A 16,576-nucleotide genomic window follows, 5' to 3' on the forward strand; every position below is an offset into this window, starting at 1 on the left:
CCTGCCTCTTCGGGCACGGACTCCGGGGCTGTCGACGAACGACAGAAGGGACGAGCGAGGACACCGGGGGCGACGCCGGACGGGGCCCGTCCGCGCGGGACGAGCCCAGAGATCGGCGGCGCGCACGTATGCCCGCCCGCCGCGCACTGCCTCCCATCCGGACTTTAACCGTCGGTCCAGGAATTTCACCTGGTCAACCGGCCGCTGGAGGCGACCGGGTCGCGGACTGTAACCGCCGGTTCGGACTTTCACCGACCCCGGAGTGCGCTGCTTCTGGTACAGGGCCAGTGTGCCACGACCGACACGCGCTCATGCGGGCGGAGGGTGTGGGGTGGCTCACACGACGCGAAGCCGCCACCGGCCACCGGTGACGCGAGGCCGGGCGGCTGAGCGGCCGGCGTCGACGATGCCCGTGTTCGACGCACCTACTGCTCCGGCCCGAACAGCGCGTCCTGGGCGCGGTCCCGGGCGGTGAGCAGGGCGCCGCGCAGGACCGCGCCGCCGCCCAGGGCGCCGGCGCGCACCTCGGTGGCGAGCGGTGACATCCGGGCGAGGCGGTCCTGCACACGGGCGGCGAGGGGCTCGCCGCCCGCCCGGCCGGTCTCGCCGGCCAGCACGACGCAGCCGGGGTCCAGGACGGAGACGACGGCGGCGGCCCCGAGTGCGATCCGGTCGGCGAGGTCGTCGAGGAACCGGCCGGCCGACGGGTCGGCACCGGCTCCGCGTACCGCCGCCCGCACCAGCGCGGCCGCGTGCGGCTCCCCCGTGACGGAGTCGGCCGTCACGCCGTGCCGTGCCGCGAGGGCGGCCACCGCCGCCGCACCGGTCATGGAGTGGAAGCCGCCGTCGCAGTCGGTGGCCGAGGGCAGGCCCGACGTGCCCGGCACCGGCAGGAAGCCCAGCTCGCCCGCACCGCCGGAGACGCCGCGCCGCAGGACGCCGTCGAGGACGACCGCGCCGCCGACCCCCAGGCCGAGCCACAGCAGGACGAAGGTGTCCCGGCCGCGGGCCGCCCCGTCGCGCTGCTCGGCCAGGGCGGCGAGGTTGGTCTCGTTCTCCACACCGACCCGCGCCCCGGGCAGCCGTTCGCGCAGCGCGGCCACCAGGCGGCGGTGCCATTCGGGCAGGCCGGTGGAGTCGTGGAGTTCACCGCTGGCCGGGTCGATCAGGCCGGGGGCGCCGACGCAGACGGTGTGCAGCCGGTCGGCCCCCGCCTCCTTCGCCGCGCGCTCGACCAGGGTGGCCGCCTGTTCCACCGCGGGGCCCGTCCCGGTGCCGTCGCCGATCGGCGCGGACGCCTCGGCGAGCACCCGGCCGAGCAGGTCCGACACGAGGACGGAGACGCTCTCGGTACGCACGTCGAGGGCGGCCAGGTGGGCCCGGTGGGCGACGATGCCGTACAGCTTGGCGTTCGGCCCGCGGCGCTGCTCCCCCGACTCCCCGGTCACCTCGACCAGGCCGGAGGCGGTGAGGCGTTCGACGAGGTCGGCCACGGTGGGCCGGGACAGGCCGGTCAGCTGCTTCAGCTGGGCGGCCGTCAACGGGCCCTCCTGCTGGAGCAGACGCAGGGCGAGCCGGTCGTTGATGGCCCGGGCGGTGCTCGGGGATGCGGGCATGCCGGGATCCTTCCAGATCGACGGACGGCGGTCGCGCCGAGAACTCACTATCTATCAGGCAGGGTTCCTGATAGTTTACGCGGCGCGACGGAGCAGTGGAGCGGACCCGACGGAGGAGCCGAGAATGAGCGCAGTGGTCTACGCGCAGAGCGAGGTGAGGCGCGCCCGGTACGCCGTGGCGGCCGTGTTCGCCGTGCACGGCGCGGTCACCGGTTCGTTCGCGACCCGGGTGCCGTGGATCCAGGACCACGCCGGGGTGAGCGCGGGCCAGCTGGGGCTGGCACTGGCGTTCCCCGCGCTCGGTGCCTCCGTCGCCATGCCGCTGGCCGGCAGCGTCAGCCACCGCTTCGGCGCCCGTACCGCCCTGCGCGGTCTGCTCGCCCTGTGGACGCTGGCGCTGGTCCTGCCCTCCCTCGCCCCGAACCTGCTCACCCTGTGCCTGGCCCTGTTCGTCTACGGCGCCTCGGCGGGCATGTCGGACGTGGCGATGAACGCCCTCGGCGTCGAGGTGGAGAACCGGCTCGACAAGTCGATCATGTCCGGGCTGCACGGCATGTGGAGCGTGGGCGCCCTGACCGGCTCGGCGGCCGGCACGCTCGCCGCCCATCTGGGCGCGGACGCGCGGCTGCACCACGTCCTCGCCGCGGCGGTGCTGACCGTGCTGGGCCTGGTGGCCTGCGCCTGGGTGCTGGACCTCCAGCCCGCCGAGGACGAGGACCCGCCGCCCCGGTTCGCGCTGCCGCCCCGGTCGGCGCTGCTGATCGGCGCGGTCGGGTTCTGCGCGGTGTTCGCGGAGGGCGCGAGCCTCGACTGGTCGGCGGTCTATCTGCGCGACCGGCTGGAGACCTCGGCCGGTCTCGCGGCGGCCTGCACGACGGGCTTCACCCTCACCATGGCCGTGACCCGGCTGGCCGGGGACAAGGTGGTGGACCGGTTCGGCGCGGTGCGCACGGTCCGGGTGAGCGGCGCGCTGGCCACGCTCGGGGGCGTGCTCGTCGTCGTCGGGCGCCATCCGGCGGTGGCGATGACCGGCTTCGCGCTGATGGGTCTCGGCATCGCCGTGGTCGTCCCGCTGTGCTTCGCCGCGGCCGGCCGCGCCGGTTCCAACCCCAGCCTGGCCATCGCGGGCGTGGCGACCATCACGTACACCTCCGGGCTGGTGGCGCCGAGCGCGATCGGCGGCCTGGCGCAGGCGACCAGTCTGGCGGTGTCGTTCGCTCTGGTGACCGTGCTGGCCTGCTGCCTGGTGGTGTTCGCGAGGGTCCTGCGCGCCGGCGACCGCGACCGGCCGAAGGTCAGTCCGCCGAGCGCAGCAGTGCCCGACCGGCAGCCCTGAACGCCTCGCTCCACGGCGCCGGGCGCAGCGTCGCGGAGTCCAGCCGGACCAGTACCCGGGTGCCGTGGGCGTAGGTGGTGGCGCCGTCCGCGGAGCAGAACCGGAAGCCGTACGTCAGCCCGGTCGTGCCGAGCCGCTCCAGCCAGAGGTGGACGGCGTACGCGCCCGGCCTGGTGACCGGCGCCTCGTAGCTGACCGTCAGCTCCTTGACCGCGTTGCAGGCGTCGCCGGCCGCCGCCCAGTCGCCCTCGAAGCGGAACCCGTGCTCGGTCCACAGCCCGGCCCAGGCCCGCTCGACCAGCACGGGGTAGCGGGCATTGTGCAGCAGACCGAGCGCGTCCAGGTCGTCGAAGTGGACGGTGACGGGGACGAGCCTGCCGTAGGACAGGGCGGGGGCGGCGGGGGCTTCGACGGTCACGGGCGGGGCTCCTGGTCCTGCTCGGCTGTGCTCACGTACGGCTGGTCCCCTCCACCCTAAGCGGACGCTCAGAGACCTGGGTCACGGGAAGGCGCTGGTCAGCGGGGGGGGCTCGGGACGAAGGACGGCCGGTTACCCCCGACAATGGTGCGGACAGCCCTCACGTACAGAGAAAGCGAAACCTCACCATGGACCTCGGCGTGCGCTGGAAGCTGCACGGTGACGGGCGCACGCCCGCACCCGGAGCGGTGGTCCGCCCCGACGAACGGCTCTCGTGGCCCCGCACGGCCGGGCTCGGCGCCCAGCACGTGGTGGCCATGTTCGGGGCGTCCTTCGTGGCTCCGGTCCTGATGGGCCTGGACCCCAACCTCGCGATCATGATGTCGGGCGTGTCGACCGTCCTCTTCCTGCTCGCCACCCGCGGCCGGGTGCCCAGCTACCTCGGCTGCTCCCTGTCCTTCGTCGGCGTCGCCGCCGTGATCCGGGCGCAGGGCGGCACCAGCGCCACGGTGACCGGCGCGGTCCTCGTCGTCGGCGTCGCGCTGTTCCTGGTGGGTCTCGCGGTGCAGCGGTTCGGGGCGCGGATCATCCACGCCGCGATGCCGCCGATCGTGACCGGCGCCGTGGTCATGCTGATCGGCTTCAACCTGGCCCCGGTCACCGCCACCACCTACTGGCCGCAGGACCAGTGGACGGCCCTGCTGGTGATGCTGTTCACCGGTCTGGCCGTGGTCTGCCTGCGCGGTTTCTGGTCCCGGATCGCGATCTTCCTGGGGCTGGTCTTCGGCTACGCCCTGTCCTGGGCCCTGGACCGGATCTTCGGCAGGATCCACTCGGTGGACGGCAGCGGCAAGGTCACCGACCACTGGCGGCTGGACCTGTCCGGCGTGGGCCACGCCGACTGGATCGGGCTGCCGTCCTTCCACGGGCCGAGCTTCGAGTGGTCGGCGATCCTGGTCGCCCTCCCGGTCGTCATCGCGCTGGTCGCGGAGAACGCCGGGCACGTCAAGGCGGTCGGCGAGATGACCGGCGACCCGCTCGACGACAAGCTGGGCACGGCGATCTCCGCGGACGGCGTCGGCTCGATCCTGTCCACCGCGGTCGGCGGTCCGCCCAACACCACGTACTCCGAGAACATCGGCGTGATGGCGGCGACCCGGGTCTACTCGACGGCCGCCTACTGGGCCGCCGCCGGCTTCGCGCTCCTCTTCGGGCTCTGCCCGAAGTTCGGCGCGGTCGTCGCCGCCATCCCGGGCGGCGTCCTCGGCGGCATCACGGTCATCCTCTACGGCATGATCGGCCTGCTCGGCGCGCAGATCTGGGTCAACGCCAAGGTGGACCTGCGCAACCCGCTGAACCTGGTGCCGGCCGCCGCGGGCATCATCATCGGCGTCGGCAACGTCAGCATGAAGTTCACCGACACCTTCTCCCTCAGCGGCATCGCGCTGGGCACCCTGGTCGTCATCACCGGCTACCACGCGCTGCGCGCCTTCGCCCCGGCCCACCTCAAGACGCAGCAGCCGCTGCTGGACGAGGGGACGTCCTCGTACGACGAGGCGTCCGGGGACGACGGGCCTCAGCGCGCCAAGTCGTAGGCGTACGACGGGGTGAACGTGCCCGGCGAGCCCTTGCAGCCGTCCGACTCCCCCGGCAGCTTCACCCACAGGTAGGCGTCGATGCGCCCCATGCCGGTGCTCAGGGTCGGCGCGCGGCCGATCTTGCGGCCGTCGGGATCGCACCACTCGCCGTCGGGCGGGGCGCCGTTGCCGTTGCGGCTGGTGTCGATGACGGCGCCCAGGCTCGCCGGGCCGCCGAGGGCGGCGAGGACCGCGCGGTCGTGGTCGATCTCGTCGGCGGTGGTGTGGAAGTTGGAGACGTTGCTGAAGATGCCGTCCGAGGAGTCGGCCGAGGCGGCACCGGCCTGCTTGAGCCACTGGGCCTGCTTGGCGGGCGCGTGCCAGCCGGAGTGACCCGCGTCGAAGTAGACGCGCGCCTTCGGATCGGCGTCCTTCATGACACGGCCGGCCCGGGCCAGGGAGGCGAAGCGGTCGGCCCGGTCATCGGCGGACAGGCACTCGGACTGGGCCACCGAATCGGGCTCCAGGACGACGATGACCTCGCCGGAGCCCAGTCCCGCGGCGAACCGGTCGATCCAGTCGTCGTAGGCGTCGAGGTCCGGCGCTCCGCCCTCCGAGTACCCGCCGCAGTCACGGTCGGGTATCACGTACGGCACGACGACCGGCACCCGGCCCTGGGCCGCGGCGCCCGCGGTGACCGCGCGGACCCGGGAGGTGATGTTGTCCGGCGTGAAGTCGGCGAACCACACGGCGGCCGGGTGGTCGGCTATGCGGGACTCGATGACGTCCTGACGCGGGTCGCCCGGATGGGCCCGGACCCATTCGAGGACCTGGGAGTCGGGGTGCCGGTAGAGCCCGGCGGAGGCCGCGGTGGTCCGGGTCTTCTTCCGTTCGGTCTTCTTCGGCGAGGGGCTGGGGCCCGCCTCCTTCGAGGCCGAGGCCGAGGGAGAGGGAGAGGCGGAGACCGAGGGTTTCGCGGAGGCGGACGGGGTCGGCGTGACGGGCGGGGACTCCAGCAGCGGCGACCGCGTCGTCTGCGGGTGTGCCGCGTCCGCGCCGCGGCCGTCGTCGCCGAACGCGTTCAGCATGCCGGTCGCGGTGCCGACCGCCACGACGACGGACGCCGCCGCGACCATGGCGCTGCGTCCGGCGGCACGCCTGCGCTCGGTCCTGCGAGCGGCCGGACGCCGGGCACGAAGGCCTGACACGTACGTTCCCCCTCCCCCGCACGGCGGGCGCGTTCCCCCTTTCTGGGGAAGCGTCGGACCCGCCGGCACTGCTCCCACCCTAAAGCTGCGACCCTGCCGCCATGGCGCACTGTGAGCAAGTCCCCACGGCCGTCCGGACGGTGGACACGGTCCTGACCCGGATGCGCGCCCTCGACTCCACGCTGCCCGCGCGGGACGGGGTCGCCGTCTTCAACGGCGTCTACCTGGCCGTCACGGAGGCGGTCGACCGGCACATCGACCGTGGTCTGTTCCCGGACGCCCGGGCCGCGATCGCGCTGGACGTGCGGTTCGCGGAGCGCTACCTGGCCGCCGTCGACGCCCTGGAGAGCGGGCGCCGGCCGCCCGCGTGCTGGCGGCCCCTGTTCCAGTTCCGCCGCCATCCCGGCGTACGACCGCTGCAGTTCGCGCTGGCGGGCATCAACGCGCACATCGGACACGACCTCGCGCTGGCCGTGGTGGACACCTGTCGTACGCTCGGCTGCGAACCCGTCGACCTGGAGGACGAGTTCGACCGGGTGGGCGATCTCCTCGTATCGCTGGAGGAGCGCGTACGCGAGGAGCTGATGCCGGGTCCCGATCTCCTCCAGGTCGCCGACCCGCTGACCCATCTGCTCGGCTCCTGGAGCCTGGAGCGCGCCCGCGACGCCACCTGGGCCGCGGCCCGGGCGCTGTGGGCACTGCGCCGGATGCCCGACGTGGCCGGGGAGTTCACCGAGCGGCTGGACGCGGCGGTGGGCTTCGCGGGCCGCATGCTGCTCACCCCGCTGCCGGACTGACCCGGCCACCGTTCCCCGGAAGTCCCGTACGACCGCTGTACGTTGGTCCCTCGGGCAACATCGCACCCCGACGGCGAAGGAGCACCCCGGCATGACGACCCGGCTCGGACTCGGTCTCCCCCAGATGCGTCAGTACGACATCGGCAAGGACGTCCCGGACGTGGCACGCGCGGCGGAACGGATGGGCTACGAGAGCCTGTGGGTCTTCGAGAGGGCCTTGTTCCCCGAGCCCGCCACCCAGGGGCTGTACGGCATCGAGGGCCTGCCCTGGCCCGACACCTACCGGAGCGTGGCCGAACCGCTGGTCGTCCTGGCCCTCGCCGCCGCGGCCACCGAGAGGGCCCGGCTGGGCACCAGCGTGCTGGTCGCCCCGCTGCACGTACCGTTCCAGCTCGCCAAGTCGCTGGCCACGCTGGACGCGGCGAGCGGCGGCCGGGTGATCGCGGGCTTCGGCACCGGCTGGTCCCACGACGAGTACGCGGCGGCGTCCGTGCGCCCCTTCGCCGAGCGCGGCCGGGCGCTGGACGAGCTGATCGGGGTGTGCCGGGCGGTGTGGGGCCCGGACCCGGTGGTGTACGACGGGGACGTCACGAAGATCGCGTCCGCCGTGGTCGGCCCCAAGCCCGCCCGGCCGATCCCGATCATGCTGGCGGCGGGCAGTGGCCGGGCCCGGCGCCGGCTGGTCGACCACGCCGACGGCTGGCTGCCGGCCGGCATCGGCGTCGAGGCCGTGACCGAGCAGTGGCGCCTGCTGCGCGACCTGGCCGAGGAACGCGGCCGTACGGAGCCGATCCGCACGGTGCTGCGGGTCAACGCCCGCTACCGGGCGAACGGCCGGGACGGCGCCGGCCGCCGCCCCTTCCACGGCGGCGTCGACCAGATCGTCGAGGACCTGGCCGCCCACTCCGAGATCGGCCTCGACGAGATCCTCGTCGACCTCCAGGGCTCCCTGCGGGACGCCGAGGAGCTCAAGGACGTCGCCGCCGAGGTGTACGAGAAGGCGCGGGCGGCCGGTATCTAGTCCTCTAGTCCTCGGGGAGCTCCACCGGCGCGATCTCGTCGTAGACGTCGCCCGGGCCCGGGTTGGTCGGGTCGGTCTCTCCCCCGAAGTGGTGCATGACGCCCCAGACCGCGTTCAGCGCGGTCTGGACGGCGCCCTCGGCCCAGCCGGCCGTCCAGGAGATGTCGTCGCCGGCGAGGAAGATGCCCCGCTTGTCCTCGGGCAGCTCCTCCTGCATGAAGTGCGTGAACAGGCGCCGCTGGTAGCGGTAGTGACCCGGCAGGTTGGCCTTGAACGCGCCCATGAAGTAGGGCTCGTTCTCCCAGGAGACCGTCACCGGGTTGCCGATGATGTGCTTCCTGATGTCGACCTTCGGGTAGATCTCGCCGAGCGACTTCAGCATGACCTCCATCCGCTCGTTCGCGGACAGCGGCAGCCACTTCAGGCTGTCGTCGCACCAGGTGTAGGAGAGGCAGATGACGGCGGGCTTGTCGGGACCGTCGTCGAGCAGGTAGGTGCCGCGGGTCATGCGGTCGGTGAGCGTCATCGACATGACGTCCCGGCCCGTCTCCTCGTCCTTGTCCAGCCAGAAGGGCCGGTCCACGGGCACGAAGAGCTTGCTGGACTCCATGTAGTGGGTGCGCTCGATCGCCGTCCAGTGGTCGATCGGGAAGAGCGAGTCGTCGCAGGCGATCTTGGACAGCAGCATCCAGGACTGGGCGGTGAAGATCGCCGCCCGGTAGGTGCGGATGTCGCCGTCGGCGTCCGTCACGGTGATCCGGTTGCCGGCGGTGCGGTTCAGCCGGGTCACGGCCGGGCGGGGCTCGCCGTTCACGTGCAGGGACTTCAGCGAGGTGCCGTGGGGCCAGTGGACGATCTTCTCCGGCTCGCGCTCCCACAGGCGCAGCGGCAGCTGCTGGGAGCCGCCGACGATGCCGCGGTGGTGGTCGTCGGCCTCGGTGTAGACGACGCGGAGGATCTCCAGGATGGAGTTGGGGAAGTCGGTGTCCCAGCCGCCGGTGCCGAAGCCGACCTGGCCGAAGATCTCGCGGTGGCGGAAGGACTTGAAGGCCTCGGACTCGCAGAGGAAGCCGTAGAAGGTCTGGTTGTCGAGCTTCTCGACCAGCTTCGCCCAGATCTCGCGGATGCGCGGCACGTCGCGCTCGCGCAGGGCGCGGTTCATGTCGGAGAAGTCGGCGCCCTCCTCCAGGCACCGGGCCCAGGCGTCGGCGACGTCCCGGTAGACCTGCGGCAGGTCGGCGAGGGTCTCGGCGTAGTGCGACTCGCCCTTGAGGTCGACGACGGTCGAGGGCGTCGCCTCGGCGAGGGGGTTGGGGAAGGGGCGGGTCTCGAGTCCCACCAGGTCGATGTAGTGCTGGAGGGCGGTGGAGGACGGCGGGAAGCGCATCGCGCCCATCTCGGCGGTCAGCGAGGGGTCGCAGCCGTCGAAGCCGACGGTCCGCAGCCGGCCGCCGATCCGGTCGGCCTCGTAGACGACGGGCTTGAGGCCCATCTTCATCAGTTCGTAGGCGGCGACGATGCCGGACAGGCCGCCGCCGATGACGGCGACCTCGCTGCCGTGCTCGGTCGCGGGTATCTGGCCGAGGCCCGCCGGGTGGGCGAGGAAGTCGTCGTACGCGTACGGGAAGTCCGGGCCGAACATGGTGATCGGCGGCTGCTGTTCGTCTGCGTGCTCGATCGCGTTGGGCACCGTGGACGTCATGGGGTACGGACTCCTTGCGGGGGTGGAACGGGGTGGGGGTTCAGACGAGGGACCCGTAGAGGCCGGGGCGGCGGTCCTTCAGATACGGGTTGGCCTCGCGGGAGGCGGCGAGGAAGGCCGGGTCGGCGTCGGCGAGGACCAGTTCCTCGGTCCGCCCGGCCCGGGCGCGGGCGGTGCCGTCGGGGCCGGCGAGTGCGGACAGCCCGACGAACTCGAAGTCGCCCTCCTGGCCGACCCGGTTGACGTACGCCACGTACATCTGGTTCTCGAAGGCCCGCACGGGCACGACCGACTCGGCGACGAACTGGAACGGGTGCATCTGTGCGGTCGGGACGAGCAGCAGGTCGGTGCCGGCCAGGGCGTGGGCGCGCACGTTCTCCGGGAACTCGACGTCGTAGCAGATCATCAGGCCGACGGTCAGGCCGTTCAGCTCGGCCTGTACGACCGGCTGCTCGCCGGGGACGAAGTGCTCCTGCTCGAAGCAGCCGAAGAGGTGGGTCTTGCGGTAGTTGGCGAGGCGGGTGCCGTCGGCGGAGATCAGCTGCACGGAGTTGAACACGCTCTCGCCGGCCCGTTCGGGGTAGCCGTACGCGACGGCGACGCCGTGGCGCGTGGCGGTCTCCGCGATCGCGTCGGCGGCCTCGCCGTCGGCGGCCTCGGCGAGACGGCCGATGCCGTCGCCGATCGCGTACCCGGTCAGGAACAGCTCGGAGGTGACGAGCAGCCCGGCGCCCGCGGCGGCGGCTCGGCCCGCGGCCTCGTCGAGGACCTTGAGGTTCTCGACGGTGGAGCCGGGGCGGCCGGAGCTCTGGAGCAGGGCGGTGCGCATGCGTGTTCCTCACCGGTGAGCGGGGGGTTCGGGGGGCCAGATAGACGGTACGGTCGGCGGACTCGGCCGGACAAGAAGGAGCCGTTGCGCGCCGCTGAGCGGATCGTTGCGTCCGCGGGGCGCCCGGCGGTGATTCGTTGCGTGTCGTGTCCGTCCGTCCGGCGCAGGCGCGGCCCGGCCCCGCTCGGTCGCCTGTCGGCCGGTGGTGACGTGGCCGTCGTGTCCGGTGTCGTCACCTCCTCCCGCCTGCCCGGCGCCACGGGCAGGCGGGCCGGCATCGCGGTCCACGGCCTCGGCCGCCACGACCGCCCGGGCTGCGGCGGCCGTGGCCGGATCACCCGCGGACCACCCCCCGGGGGCGCGGGCCGGCGCCGTCCGGGAAGGCCGTCAGGGGCGCGGGCTGTTTCAGGACCGTGCCCTGGCAGCCGAAGCCCTGGGCCGGGCGGCCACCAGCACCACCGCCGTCAGCAGGTACGGCACCGCGAAGATCGCGAAGGCGGTGCCGTGCTCCGTCTCCGTCGCGGCCACCGCGTACGCCCCGTACACCGCGATCGTGGCCAGTTCGGTGCCGAGCCCGGCCACCGAGGTCAGGGTCGCCCGGTCGAAGGCGCCGATGCGTCGCTGGAGGCGTGCGTCGGCGAGCACGCTCGCCAGCTGGAAGCCGCCGAAGGCGACGGCGACCGCCACGAGCCCCACCGGCGTCCCCGCTCCGGCGCCCACGGCCAGGGCGAGCGCGGCACCGACGAGCAGCCCGCCGAACCCGGCGTCGCCGAGCCGTTCGGCCGGTCCGGCCAGCAGGCCTCCGGCCGTGGCGCCGGCCCAGACCAGCAGGAGCAGCCACGGCACGGTCGCCTCGGCCACGCCGGTGTCGCGCACCAGCAGGGGCGTGTACTCGTCGAGGGCGCCCCACACGGCCCCCACGGCGGGAACGAGCAACAGGGCACCGCGCACGGACCGGTCGGCGCGGGCCTCGGCGAGTCCGGACCGCAGGGTCGAGGCCCATCCGTCGCCGTCCGCCACGGGCGCGCGGTGCTCGGGGAACCGGGTCGCCAGGGCCGCCGCCAGCAGGCAGGCCAGGATGCTCGCCGCCCCCACGGCCGGGTAGCCGCCGCGGGCGAACACCGGCCCGGCCAGGCCCATCGCGGCCATCACGGCCACCAGCCCGGCCGAGCGGGCCCGGCCCATGACGCGGGCGTACCGGTCGGCGGCGCCGAGCCGGTCCAGTTCGTCGTGGACCAGCGCCTCCAGCGCACCGGAGCCGAGCGCTCCCCCGGCACCCCACAGCACGAAGCCGAGCGCGAAGGCGCCGTAGGACGGGACGAGCACCCACAGGGCGAAGCCGGCGGCGGTGAGCAGCGGGCCGAACCACAGCAGCAGCCGCCGGGAGACGGCGTCGGCCCAGGCGCCGGAGGGCACCTCCAGCAGGACGCCGGTGACCGACCACAGGGCGAAGAGCGAGGAGATCTGCCAGACGGACAGACCGGCGTCGCTGAAGAGCAGCGCGTACACCGGATACAGCAGGACGAAGTCGTCGAGGAACGCGTAGCCGTACAGCGTGGCCGTGAGACGCCGGTAACCGGCGGGTGGCACACGTGTGGATGCGTGAGTCATGAGGCCTTCCCGAGGGGGCGGATCGGACACCGGAGGTACGGCGTCCGAGGCGGCCCTCGGGGGCGGGCACGGCGGGTGGATCAATGTCGCCAGGTCATGGCACCGATGGTAGACGGGACGGCGCTTCGGGCCCAGCGCTTATGCGGGCGCCCCCGACGAGTAGCGCCGCAGCAGCGGCGAGAGCACCAGCACGGACTTGGTGCGCTCGACGAAGGGCTCCCCGGCGATCCGCTCGAGGACCCGTTCGAAGTGCCGCATGTCGGCGGCGAAGACCTGGGCGATCGCGTCCGCGTCCCCGGTGACGGTGGACGCGGCCACGACCTCCTGGTAGCGCTCCAGTCCCCGCTGGATGGTCTCCGGCGAGGTGTTGCGGCGGCAGTAGATCTCGACGAACCCCTCGGTCTCCCAGCCGAGTGCGGCGGGGTCGACCCGCACGGTGAAGCCGGTGATGGCTCCGGTGGCGCGCAGCCGGTCCACGCGCCGTTTCACGGCGGGCGCGGACAGGCCGACCGACTGCCCGATGTCCGCGTAGGAGCGGCGGGCGTCCTCGGCGAGGGCGTGCACGATGCGTTCGTCGAGATCGTTCAGCACTGCGGGTCGTTCACTTCACTTCTGGTGCGCCCGGACCTCGGAGGTGTCCGGCGTGGCGAGTCGGGAACGGCGATGGCCGTACACGAAGTAGAACACGAGCCCGGCGGCCATCCAGACACCGAACACGACCCAGGTGACGGTGGACAGGCTGCCCATCATCCAGACGCAGAAGCCGAAGCCCAGGGCGGGCAGCACCGGGGACAGCGGCACCCGGAAGGTGCGGGGCATGTCCGGGCGGGTCCGGCGCAGCAGCACGACGGCCACGTTGACCAGTGCGAAGGCGAAGAGGGTGCCGATGCTGGTGGCGTCGGCGAGCTGCCCGAGCGGGACGGCGGCGGCCAGGACCCCGCAGAACAGGGAGACGATCAGGGTGTTGGCGCGGGGCGCGCCGGTCTTCGGGTGGACCTTGGAGAACACCTTGGGCACCAGTCCGTCGCGGGACATGGCGAACAGGACGCGGGTCTGGCCGTAGAGGACGGTCAGCACGACGCTGGCGATGGCGACGACCGCGCAGAACGCCAGGAGGGTGCCCCAGAAGCTCTGCCCGGTGACGTCGGTCATGATCTGGGCGAGGGTGGCCTCGGAGTCGCCGAAGCCCTTCCACGGCTTGGCGCCGACGGCGACGGCGGCGACGAGGACGTAGAGCAGGGTGACGATGACGAGGGAGAGCATGATCGCGCGGGGCAGGTCGCGCTGGGCGTTCTTCGCCTCCTCGCCGGCGGTGGAAGCGGCGTCGAAGCCGATGTACGAGAAGAACAGCGTCGCGCCGGCCGCGCTGACGCCGGCCATGCCGAGCGGCATGAAGTGCTCGTAGTTGCCGGAGCGGAAGCCCTGGACGCCGATGGCGCAGAACAGCACCAGGGATGCGATCTTGACGAGGACCATGATCGTGTTGGCGCGGGCGGACTCGCGGGCGCCGCCCAGCAGGAACGTCATGGCGAGCAGCACCACGATCAGCGCGGGCAGGTTGAAGATCCCGCCGTCGCCGGGCGGTGCCGACAGGACGGCCGGGATGGTGACGCCGATGGTGCCGTCGAGCAGTTCGTTCAGGTACTGGCCCCAGCCGACGGCGACGGCGGCGACGGAGACGCCGTACTCCAGGACCAGGCACCAGCCGCAGATCCAGGCGACCAGCTCGCCCATGGTCGCGTAGGCGTACGAGTACGAGGAGCCGGCGACGGGGATGGTGCCGGCCAGTTCGGCGTAGGACAGGGCCGAGAAGAGCGCCGTCAGACCGGCGATGACGAAGGAGAGGGTGACCGCCGGCCCGGCCTTGGGGACGGCCTCGCCGAGGACCACGAAGATGCCGGTGCCGAGGGTGGCGCCGATGCTGATCATCGTGAGCTGCCACAGGCCGAGGGAACGGCGCAGGCTGCCGCCCTCGCCCTGGCCGCCCTCGGCGACCAGCCGGTCCACGGGCTTGCGGCGCATGAGGCGCGCGGCCAGCCCCGGGGACGTGGGGGTGACCGGTAGGTCGTGGTGCGGGGGTGCGCCGTGGTCGAGCACGCGTTGACTCCTTTGTCACTGCCGGTCGCGCCGCCCGGTGTCGAGCGGGCTTCCTCGCGGCGGGCTTCTGGAGCGGCGGGGACCGGCGGCGCCCCTCGCGAAAGCGAGCGACCCACCGAGCGGGGTCCTCGCCACGCCACGTACAGCGAAGAACCCTACGAGCGTCGGGTTCCCCGTGGTAATGCAGCAACCTTGCGCGTCCTCGCACGATCGTTGCGTTCGTCGGGACCAGACGCGTGTTCGTTGCGCGGGGGCCGCCGAGTCGTTGCGCCGGGCGGCTGCCAGGAGTGGGCCGGAGGTGGACCGACGGTGGATCGGGCCTGGTCGGCGCCCGTCCGGACCGCCCGGCGTCTCGTCCCCGACCGGGAACTCGCCGGGAACGGCGCACGGCCCCCGCTCCTCCCGGGTGACGGGAGGAGCGGGGGCCGTGCGAAAGGGCTGCGCGGGTCAGCTCCAGCTGGCGTGCAGCGGCTTGCCCTCGGCGTAACCGGCGGCGCTCTGGATGCCGACGATGGCCTTCTCGGCGAACTCCTCCAGGGAGGCGGCACCGGCGTAGGTGCAGGAGGAGCGGACGCCCGCGATGATCGAGTCGATCAGGTCCTCGACGCCCGGACGGGCCGGGTCGAGGAACATGCGGGAGGTGGAGATGCCCTCCTCGAACAGCGCCTTGCGGGCGCGGTCGTACGCCGACTCCTCCGAGGTGCGGTTGCGCACCGCGCGCGCGGAGGCCATGCCGAACGACTCCTTGTAAGGGCGGCCGTTCGCGTCGTGCTGGAGGTCGCCCGGGGACTCGTAGGTCCCGGCGAACCAGGAGCCGACCATCACGTTGGACGCGCCGGCCGCGAGGGCCATCGCCACGTCGCGCGGGTGGCGGATGCCGCCGTCGGCCCACACGTGCTTGCCGTACTTCTTCGCCTCGGCGGCGCACTCCAGGACGGCGGAGAACTGCGGCCGGCCGACGCCGGTCATCATGCGGGTGGTGCACATGGCGCCGGGGCCGACGCCGACCTTGATGATGTCCGCGCCCGCCTCGATCAGGTCGCGCACGCCCTCGGCGGAGACGATGTTGCCGGCCACGATCGGCACCTGCGGGTCGAGGCCGCGCACCAGCTTGACGGCGCTGATCATCGACTCCTGGTGGCCGTGCGCGGTGTCGATGACGAGGGTGTCCACGCCCGCGTCCAGCAGCTGCTTCGCCTTGCCCGCCACGTCGCCGTTGATACCGACGGCGGCGGCGATGCGGAGCCGGCCCCGCGCGTCGACGGCCGGGGTGTACAGCGTGGCGCGCAGGGCGCCCTTGCGGGTGAGGATGCCGGCCAGGCGGCCGTCCTCGTCGACGGCCGGGGCGTAGCGGCGGTTGGCGTGGTCGAGGGTGTTGAAGGCCTCGCGCGGGTCCAGGTCCGCGTCGATCAGCAGGAGGTCCTTGGACATGACCTCTTCGAGCTGGGTGAAGCGGTCCACGCCGGTCAGGTCGGTGTCGGTGACGACGCCGACCGGCTTGTGGTCCTCGTCGACGACGACGCCGGCGTTGTGCGCGCGCTTGGGCAGCAGCGCCAGCGCGTCGGCGACGGTCTGGTGCGGGGCCAGCACGATCGGGGTGTCCAGGACGAGGTGGCGGCCCTTGACCCAGGTGACGACCTCGGTGACGACCTCGATCGGGATGTCCTGCGGGATGACCACCAGGCCGCCGCGCCGGGCCACCGTCTCGGCCATGCGGCGGCCGGCGATGGCGGTCATGTTGGCGACGACCAGCGGGATCGTGGTGCCCGTGCCGTCCGGGGAGCTGAGGTCCACGCCCTGCCGGGAGCCGACGGCGCTGCGGCTCGGCACCATGAAGACGTCGTCGTACGTCAGGTCGTACGAGGGCTGGATGTCGTTGAGGAAACGCACGTGCTGCACATCCCAGTCGATCAGAGGTGGCCCCCGGACAGGTCAGCCAGGGGGAAAGAGCACGTACTTCATTCTCCCATGGCCGGCGTGCGGTTATCCCCGGGCGGATCATCCAGGCTGGTCAGCAGCACCCTTGGAGGAACCTCCAGGCCCCAGGGTCACGAAGAGCCCCGGGCCGCGGTCGGTGGCCTCGGCGAAGATCTCCTCGGCGACGGCCCACTCGTCCGGCCGTGCCTCGGCGTACCCGCGCCAGCCCCGCACGAGGAGCACCAGGCCCCGCTCCGCCGTCTCGCCGGGCCAGACGGACGGGTCGGCCAGGGAGTCGGCGAGCGCGTCCCAGTTGCGGCCGAACCAGTCGGGCAGGCCCAGGGCACGAACGCAGCGGTCCATCAGGCCCGCCTTGTCCGTGACCCCGTCGAGGTCCAGCGTGACCACGAGCCGGCCCGCGGGGTCCTCCGTCATGTCGTGCCCTCT

Annotated in this window: 14 protein-coding genes and 1 riboswitch; of the genes, 4 read left to right on the plus strand and 10 right to left on the minus strand. The window is 72.9% G+C overall.

Annotation, left to right across the window (positions count from 1 at the left end):
- Positions 1-139: 139 nt before the first annotated feature.
- Positions 140-270, minus strand: a riboswitch (FMN riboswitch).
- 155 nt (positions 271-425) lie between these two features.
- A complete protein-coding gene (locus ACIRFH_RS23240; RefSeq protein WP_403523931.1) occupies positions 426-1,616 on the minus strand; it encodes an ROK family transcriptional regulator in 1,191 nt (396 codons plus the stop codon).
- 124 nt (positions 1,617-1,740) lie between these two features.
- Here ACIRFH_RS23240 and ACIRFH_RS23245 point away from each other — a divergent pair, with 124 nt between their 5' ends.
- Entirely contained in the window at positions 1,741-2,952 is a 1,212-nt protein-coding gene (locus tag ACIRFH_RS23245; protein WP_403523933.1) for an MFS transporter, read from the plus strand.
- Here ACIRFH_RS23245 and ACIRFH_RS23250 read toward each other — a convergent pair.
- Entirely contained in the window at positions 2,912-3,370 is a 459-nt protein-coding gene (locus tag ACIRFH_RS23250; protein ID WP_403523936.1) for an acyl-CoA thioesterase, read from the minus strand. The genes ACIRFH_RS23245 and ACIRFH_RS23250 overlap by 41 nt on opposite strands.
- Positions 3,371-3,558: 188 nt before the next feature.
- On the opposite strand from ACIRFH_RS23250, the gene ACIRFH_RS23255 reads away from it, so the two are divergent.
- Positions 3,559-4,965, plus strand: a complete 1,407-nt coding sequence (locus ACIRFH_RS23255) for a uracil-xanthine permease family protein (RefSeq protein WP_403523939.1) — start codon at positions 3,559-3,561, stop codon at positions 4,963-4,965.
- Here ACIRFH_RS23255 and ACIRFH_RS23260 read toward each other — a convergent pair.
- Positions 4,947-6,083 carry a glycoside hydrolase family 6 protein gene (locus ACIRFH_RS23260; protein ID WP_403524087.1) on the minus strand — a complete coding sequence of 379 codons (1,137 nt, stop codon included), beginning with the start codon at positions 6,081-6,083 and terminating at the stop codon, positions 4,947-4,949. The genes ACIRFH_RS23255 and ACIRFH_RS23260 overlap by 19 nt on opposite strands.
- Positions 6,084-6,256: 173 nt before the next feature.
- Here ACIRFH_RS23260 and ACIRFH_RS23265 point away from each other — a divergent pair, with 173 nt between their 5' ends.
- Both ACIRFH_RS23265 and ACIRFH_RS23270 read left to right on the plus strand, forming a co-directional pair.
- Positions 6,257-6,952 carry a DUF5995 family protein gene (locus ACIRFH_RS23265; protein WP_403523942.1) on the plus strand — a complete coding sequence of 232 codons (696 nt, stop codon included), beginning with the start codon at positions 6,257-6,259 and terminating at the stop codon, positions 6,950-6,952.
- 91 nt (positions 6,953-7,043) lie between these two features.
- On the plus strand, positions 7,044-7,973 hold the full coding sequence (locus ACIRFH_RS23270) for an LLM class F420-dependent oxidoreductase (protein WP_403523945.1): 930 nt from the start codon (positions 7,044-7,046) through the stop codon (positions 7,971-7,973).
- 4 nt (positions 7,974-7,977) lie between these two features.
- On the opposite strand, the gene ACIRFH_RS23275 is transcribed toward ACIRFH_RS23270, so the two are convergent.
- The 7 genes from ACIRFH_RS23275 to ACIRFH_RS23305 all read right to left on the minus strand — a co-directional run bounded on the left by ACIRFH_RS23275 (position 7,978) and on the right by ACIRFH_RS23305 (position 16,564).
- Positions 7,978-9,675 (minus strand): flavin monoamine oxidase family protein, encoded by a 1,698-nt coding sequence (locus ACIRFH_RS23275; protein ID WP_403523948.1) that lies wholly within the window; start codon positions 9,673-9,675, stop codon positions 7,978-7,980.
- A 40-nt stretch (positions 9,676-9,715) separates the two neighbouring features.
- Positions 9,716-10,504 carry a carbon-nitrogen hydrolase family protein gene (locus tag ACIRFH_RS23280; protein WP_403523951.1) on the minus strand — a complete coding sequence of 263 codons (789 nt, stop codon included), beginning with the start codon at positions 10,502-10,504 and terminating at the stop codon, positions 9,716-9,718.
- Between the two features lie 405 nt (positions 10,505-10,909).
- Positions 10,910-12,115, minus strand: coding sequence for an MFS transporter (locus tag ACIRFH_RS23285; RefSeq protein ID WP_403523953.1), 1,206 nt, complete (start codon positions 12,113-12,115; stop codon positions 10,910-10,912).
- 138 nt (positions 12,116-12,253) lie between these two features.
- Positions 12,254-12,706: an Lrp/AsnC family transcriptional regulator gene (locus ACIRFH_RS23290; RefSeq protein WP_403523956.1), complete on the minus strand. Its 453-nt coding sequence runs from the start codon at positions 12,704-12,706 to the stop codon at positions 12,254-12,256.
- A 15-nt stretch (positions 12,707-12,721) separates the two neighbouring features.
- Entirely contained in the window at positions 12,722-14,212 is a 1,491-nt protein-coding gene (locus ACIRFH_RS23295; protein WP_403523959.1) for an amino acid permease, read from the minus strand.
- A gap of 447 nt (positions 14,213-14,659) precedes the next feature.
- Complete coding sequence (locus tag ACIRFH_RS23300) at positions 14,660-16,102, minus strand: GuaB1 family IMP dehydrogenase-related protein (RefSeq protein WP_403524090.1); 1,443 nt, start codon at positions 16,100-16,102, stop codon at positions 14,660-14,662.
- Positions 16,103-16,210: 108 nt separating this feature from the next.
- Entirely contained in the window at positions 16,211-16,564 is a 354-nt protein-coding gene (locus ACIRFH_RS23305; RefSeq protein WP_403523961.1) for a barstar family protein, read from the minus strand.
- Between the last annotated feature and the right edge of the window lie 12 nt (positions 16,565-16,576).

Source organism: Streptomyces sp. NPDC093586 (assembly GCF_044764905.1).
In the GTDB taxonomy this organism is placed as follows: domain Bacteria; phylum Actinomycetota; class Actinomycetes; order Streptomycetales; family Streptomycetaceae; genus Streptomyces.

Excerpts from the sequence above, each read along its gene's own strand:
- ACIRFH_RS23240 (WP_403523931.1), bottom strand. The coding sequence starts at position 1,616 with ATGCCCGCATCCCCGAGCACCGCCCGGGCCATCAACGACCGGCTCGCC.
- ACIRFH_RS23245 (WP_403523933.1), top strand. The coding sequence starts at position 1,741 with ATGAGCGCAGTGGTCTACGCGCAGAGCGAGGTGAGGCGCGCCCGGTAC.
- ACIRFH_RS23255 (WP_403523939.1), top strand. The coding sequence starts at position 3,559 with ATGGACCTCGGCGTGCGCTGGAAGCTGCACGGTGACGGGCGCACGCCC.
- ACIRFH_RS23260 (WP_403524087.1), bottom strand. The coding sequence starts at position 6,083 with ATGGTCGCGGCGGCGTCCGTCGTCGTGGCGGTCGGCACCGCGACCGGC.
- ACIRFH_RS23265 (WP_403523942.1), top strand. The coding sequence starts at position 6,257 with ATGGCGCACTGTGAGCAAGTCCCCACGGCCGTCCGGACGGTGGACACG.
- ACIRFH_RS23270 (WP_403523945.1), top strand. The coding sequence starts at position 7,044 with ATGACGACCCGGCTCGGACTCGGTCTCCCCCAGATGCGTCAGTACGAC.
- ACIRFH_RS23275 (WP_403523948.1), bottom strand. The coding sequence starts at position 9,675 with ATGACGTCCACGGTGCCCAACGCGATCGAGCACGCAGACGAACAGCAG.
- ACIRFH_RS23280 (WP_403523951.1), bottom strand. The coding sequence starts at position 10,504 with ATGCGCACCGCCCTGCTCCAGAGCTCCGGCCGCCCCGGCTCCACCGTC.
- ACIRFH_RS23285 (WP_403523953.1), bottom strand. The coding sequence starts at position 12,115 with ATGACTCACGCATCCACACGTGTGCCACCCGCCGGTTACCGGCGTCTC.
- ACIRFH_RS23305 (WP_403523961.1), bottom strand. The coding sequence starts at position 16,564 with ATGACGGAGGACCCCGCGGGCCGGCTCGTGGTCACGCTGGACCTCGAC.